Consider the following 4,811-nt stretch of genomic DNA (forward strand, 5'->3'; position numbering starts at 1 on the left):
ACGTTCAGGTCGGCGTAACTCGAGCATCCACCTCGGTCGGCTCCCTCTCCCTCCGGGCGGTCCGACGTTTCGGGAGGGTTGGGGTGAGGGTAAGGCTGTTTACTTGCTCGGATGCTTGGCCTGCAGTTCCTTGGCGGCGGCCAAATGTTTTTCCAGGGCTGGCAGCATTTTCTGCGCAAACGCCTTCAATTCAGGAGCGCCTTTGACCTTGTCATCGGTCACGGTATTGGCTTGTTTCTTGAACAGCTCGATGGTTTCTTCGTGCGCCTTCACCTGATTGTTGGCGTACGCCGCGTCGAACGACTCATCACGCACTTCGAGGATTTTTTCCTTGGCCTGTTTGACCAGAGTTGTGGTGTCCGGGACTTCGATGTCGTTAGCCTTGGCAATGGTCGCCAGCTCATCGTTGGCCTTGCCATGGTCGGTGATCATCATATTGGCGAAGGCCTTGATGTCAGCTGATTGGCTTTTTTCCAGCGCCAGTCGACTGGTTTCGATTTCCGCGATGCCACCGGCTGCGGCGTTATCGACAAAGTCATTGTCAGTCGCAGCGAAGGCGCTGCCCATGCCGCTGCTCAAAGCGACAGCCAAAACCAGATGACGCAGGTTGAATCCGTCCATTGGTGTATCTCCACGCAGTTTTTGTTGGTGTTAACCAATGGAGGCAATGTGGCGAACAAAGGTTTGATCGCATTTGCGACAGGGCGACGAACGGACACCGCTGGTCTGACAGGTGGTCGACAGAAGCGCCCAACCGAGGCCATTCTGATAACTGGCCAGCGCAATCGGTCGTGTTGGCCAGCCGATCAACTGACGGAGGTGTTCCATGCCGGTGACCCATGATCTGTTACAGGACTTGAAGCTTACAAAGGAAGAGATCCAGCAAAAACGCACCGCGGATCCACATCTGGATGCACTGATCAACAAGTACTCCCAGGCGGACGCCGACGTAGTCAAGGCCGAGACTGCCACCTCGGATGCTCCCAGCGACTACACGCTGAAAAAACTCAAAGAAAAGCGCTTGCAGGTCAAAAACAAGATCGTCGAGCAACTGCAGGCGCGATCCTGAAACCCCGGTGATCCGCCGACCTGCGGTTGCGGATTGACGGGAACGACAGCCCCGACCGGCACCTCGAATGTACAGAGTCTTCTTTTACCGACTCTTTACGAGGTGCCTTATGAACGATCCCAAATTCCCCAGTGAAGAGCAGGGCGCATTCGACCCGGTTCCCACGCATCCCGAACCCAACAGCCCGGCGCATACCACGGCCAATCCTGAAGAACCGGATGAGGATCTTCCCGAAGACGAAGATCCGGACAAGTTCGACAAGTCCAGCAACTGACAGATCGCCATCGCTGGCAAGCCAGCTCCCACAGTGAATGGTGTTGTCCGCAAATGCCGTGGTCAGCAAAGAACCCTGTGGGAGCTGGCTTGCCAGCGATGGCGTCAGTAGGCTCGATACAGATCCAGCAGGTTCACTTCAGCGCCGCATCCAACGGCATCCGCGCCATATGCATCGCCTTCAACGAGCCGAAATACAACCACGGCCCATACTCGCGCACCGTGGTAATCGGCGAGTAATTGCCACTGCTCGCATCCTGCAGATTGGCGATCACCTTGCCGTCCAGATCCAGCCCCAGAACAAACCCGCGCTTCTCCACCGGTTTCGGTAAAACCTTCAGCGCCCGCACGATCATCTTGCGCACGAATGGATGCCCCGCAGTGCCATCAAGCAGAGCATTGCGCGGCGCATACAACGCCACCCAGAACCGATTGCTGCCATTGAACGCCAGGTTGTCCGGCAGCCCCGGCAGGTTGTCGATGAACAGGTCGTGAGTGCCGGCTTTCGGCCCGGTCAGCCAGTAACGGCTGATGCGGTAAGCGCCGGTTTCGTTGACCAGCACATAGGCGTCGTCCGGGCCGAGGGTCACGCCGTTGGCGAACTCAAGCTTATCGAGCAGCACACTGGTTTTGCCGCTCTGAAAGTCATAGCGCAGCAAACGCCCATCGCCGCCGTGCTCAATGACCGCCTCGCCGTCATGGCCATAACCCCAGCGACTGGAAGCATCGCTGAAATAGGCGTAATGCCCTGACTTGTCGATGGCCACGTCATCAGTAAAACCGAAGGCCAGTCCATTGGCCTCCGTGGTCAAAGGAACCAGCTGACCTTGCGCATCGAGGGACAGCAAGCCCTTGACCCCATCGGCAATGACCAGCAAGCCGTTCGGATGCCGGGCCAATCCCAGCGGTCGGCCACCGGTGTCGGCGAGTACTTTGCGTTGCTGGCCGTCGAGGCTGGTGCGGATCAGTCGGCCGTCGTGCAGTCCGGTGATCAGGAAGTCACTCTCCAGCAGCAAGGCTTCCGGTCCCTCGATGTCGCTCGGCCCGACCTGCACTGCGCCTTTGAGTTTCTGATTCTCGGCGTAGAGACCTTCTTTCAGCGAAGGTGCTGGAGGCGGCGTCCAGGCCACGGGTTCGACTTTGGTCGGCATCAATAATAAGAACGCGATGACGATGAGGATCAGCAGCAACAACAGATGCCGTAGCTTCACGCGCTGGCCCTCGTCGATGCCAGGTATTGCGCGGCCATGTCGCGCAGCGCCAGCATCGATGCGGCGGATTCACGCTCGATGCGCCGTTTCAGCAGCAGGTGATTGGCGATGCGCATGCCCAGTCCTTCGAAGCGATAATCCAGCGTGCGCACGAACCGCGTGCCGCTGCTTGCCGCGCTGCATTCATAGGTCAGCAGCAACGACAATCCATGATCGCCTTGCGCCCGCGCGCACCAGCGCCGACCGGGCAAATACTCGGTGACCTCCCAGCTCAAATGGCCTTCACGTCCACCCGCGTGAATGTCCTCTTCGAAGCGCGAGCCGGCATGCAGCGGGCCGTGGGCGCCGTCGATTTTCAGCGAAGAGGGGTGCCACTCCGGCCAGCGACCGACGCTGGCGGCGTAGGCGAGCACGGCAATCGGGTCGCCAGCGATATCGATGGTGTGCTGCATACGGGTCATGGGCATTCTCGAATAGCTCAAAGGGGCGGTTTCCGGCTCCCAGTACAGGGTGCCGAACAGGTAGTCCATCAGCGGCAGAACGATGTTGAAGTTGCGCTCCTGCATGCGCTCGCGGCGGTGATGCAATTCGTGCAGACGGCGCATCTGGCGGATCCACGGCAGGCGGGTCAGCGGGTTGTGCGGCGGCAGGTGTTCGCAGGCGTGAAATATTTCGTAAGTCAGATAACCGAGGACCATGCAGCCGCCGAACAGTCCGGCGACGTTGGCGTTGGCTTGTGCGATCAGCCACCACAGCGGCAGGGTGATCACCAGCGTGTGCAGTACGATCAGCCAGGCGGGAAACAGAATCACCCGCCAGTCACGGGCACTGTCGTAGGTCATGTGGCCTGGGGTGAAGAAGCTGTGATGATCGCCGGCATGCCGGGCGTAGAACATTTTCGCGAAGGCTTTTTTGTGGTGGCCGAGATGGCGATGGACCATGTACACGCCGAAATTGAACAACAGCAGGGTCAGCGGCACTGTCAGCCATTCCAGCAGGCTGACCTGCTGCACGCTGCTCCAGAACCCACCGATGGCCAGCACCCCGAACAACAGCACGAAGGCGCCGTGCAGCCAAGGGTTGTACAGCGGATGAATGGCCGCACGGTAACGGCTGCGGAATATCTCGGTGGTCTGCCTCACTGCTTCACCTGCGGGTATTGTTGTTATACCCGGCAGATTAGCCGATCCGGCCGTTTGTGCAGGCCGGACCTCGATGGCACATGCGCCATGCTCCGGTGTAATGCTGCCGCTTCAGCTCAAAGGGTTCCAGCGTTGCGACCAGTCGTCATCGGTGCGGATCACTTCGCGCAGCAGGTGGAAGGCTTGCTGCAGCGTCGCCGAATCGCGATCGCGTGAGTAGACAAGGTAAGTCGGGTAGCCAAATTCCGGAGCTTTGGTCACCGCTTCGAGGGCGCCGCTTTCCAGATAGGTGCGCACCACACGGGTGCGGAAGTAGCCGCTGCCGCCGTGTTCGAGGATGTATTGCAGGGCCAGCGGGCCGAGGTTGAAACTCAGCGCCGCTTTGGCTTTTTCCGGCAGGGCGGCGTCGTGCTGGCGGCGGAAGTCCGGGCCCCAGTCGATGTAGACGTAGGGATCGGGGCGATCGGGGGCGCGCACCAGAATCAGTTTTTCTTCCAGCACTTGCTCGACCTGCAAGCCCGGCCAGTATTCCGGCTGATAGACCAGCGCCGCGTCGAGCACGCCGAGTTCGAGCTGGCGCAGCAGATTTTCGCCGTCGCGGATTTCCATGCGCAGGGCATGCCCGGGAATCTTCTCGCGCAGTTCCGCCGCCCAACTGAGCATCAACGGGTTGCACAGGCTGACTTCGCCGCCGATGTGCAGCACGTTGTGATAACCCTCGGGCAGTGGCAGGTCGCGGCGCGCCGCTTCCCAGGTCTGCACCAGCTGATTGGCGTAGACCACAAAGGCCTCGCCATTGGGCGTCAGTTTCGCCCCGGCGCGGTTGCGCACGAACAGCGTACTGCCCAATTGGCTTTCGAGTTTCTGCACCCGGGCGGTGATCGCCGTTTGCGTGACGAACAACTTCTGTGCGGCGGCGGCGAGGCTGCCGTGACGGACGATTTCCAGAAAGGTGCGAGCGAGATCGATGTCCATGGGCGGGCCGGTGTTTGAGGTGCGGCATTGTAACGGCAAAAGCCCCTCATCGGATCGCCGCCCGCCTAACCCTCTCCCGGAGGGAGAGGGGACCGATTGGGGGATATTGAAGCAATGCACTGACTTGAACGATCAGCGTTG

6 protein-coding genes are annotated in these 4,811 nt (G+C 60.0%); 2 read left to right on the plus strand and 4 right to left on the minus strand.

From position 1 onward, the window contains the following. Nucleotides 1-99: 99 nt before the first annotated feature. Nucleotides 100-621 (minus strand): DUF4142 domain-containing protein, encoded by a 522-nt coding sequence (locus PMI23_RS27960; protein WP_007912543.1) that lies wholly within the window; start codon nt 619-621, stop codon nt 100-102. Between the two features lie 205 nt (nt 622-826). Here PMI23_RS27960 and PMI23_RS27965 point away from each other — a divergent pair, with 205 nt between their 5' ends. Then, nucleotides 827-1,069, plus strand: a complete 243-nt coding sequence (locus PMI23_RS27965; RefSeq protein WP_007912544.1) for a DUF465 domain-containing protein — start codon at nt 827-829, stop codon at nt 1,067-1,069. Nucleotides 1,070-1,178: 109 nt separating this feature from the next. Continuing rightward, nucleotides 1,179-1,343, plus strand: a complete 165-nt coding sequence (locus PMI23_RS29920) for a hypothetical protein (protein ID WP_007912545.1) — start codon at nt 1,179-1,181, stop codon at nt 1,341-1,343. Between the two features lie 133 nt (nt 1,344-1,476). Here the strand turns inward: PMI23_RS29920 and PMI23_RS27970 are convergent, their stop codons facing one another. The 3 genes from PMI23_RS27970 to PMI23_RS27980 all read right to left on the minus strand — a co-directional run bounded on the left by PMI23_RS27970 (nt 1,477) and on the right by PMI23_RS27980 (nt 4,670). Beyond that, nucleotides 1,477-2,553: an SMP-30/gluconolactonase/LRE family protein gene (locus tag PMI23_RS27970; protein ID WP_007912546.1), complete on the minus strand. Its 1,077-nt coding sequence runs from the start codon at nt 2,551-2,553 to the stop codon at nt 1,477-1,479. After that, nucleotides 2,550-3,695: a sterol desaturase/SRPBCC family protein gene (locus PMI23_RS27975; protein WP_007912547.1), complete on the minus strand. Its 1,146-nt coding sequence runs from the start codon at nt 3,693-3,695 to the stop codon at nt 2,550-2,552. Before PMI23_RS27975 ends, PMI23_RS27970 begins: the two co-directional genes overlap by 4 nt. A gap of 111 nt (nt 3,696-3,806) precedes the next feature. Continuing rightward, complete coding sequence (locus PMI23_RS27980; protein ID WP_007912548.1) at nt 3,807-4,670, minus strand: LysR family transcriptional regulator; 864 nt, start codon at nt 4,668-4,670, stop codon at nt 3,807-3,809. Nucleotides 4,671-4,811 lie beyond the last annotated feature (141 nt).

The sequence above is a fragment of the Pseudomonas sp. GM24 genome (genome assembly GCF_000282235.1).
Classification (GTDB): domain Bacteria; phylum Pseudomonadota; class Gammaproteobacteria; order Pseudomonadales; family Pseudomonadaceae; genus Aquipseudomonas.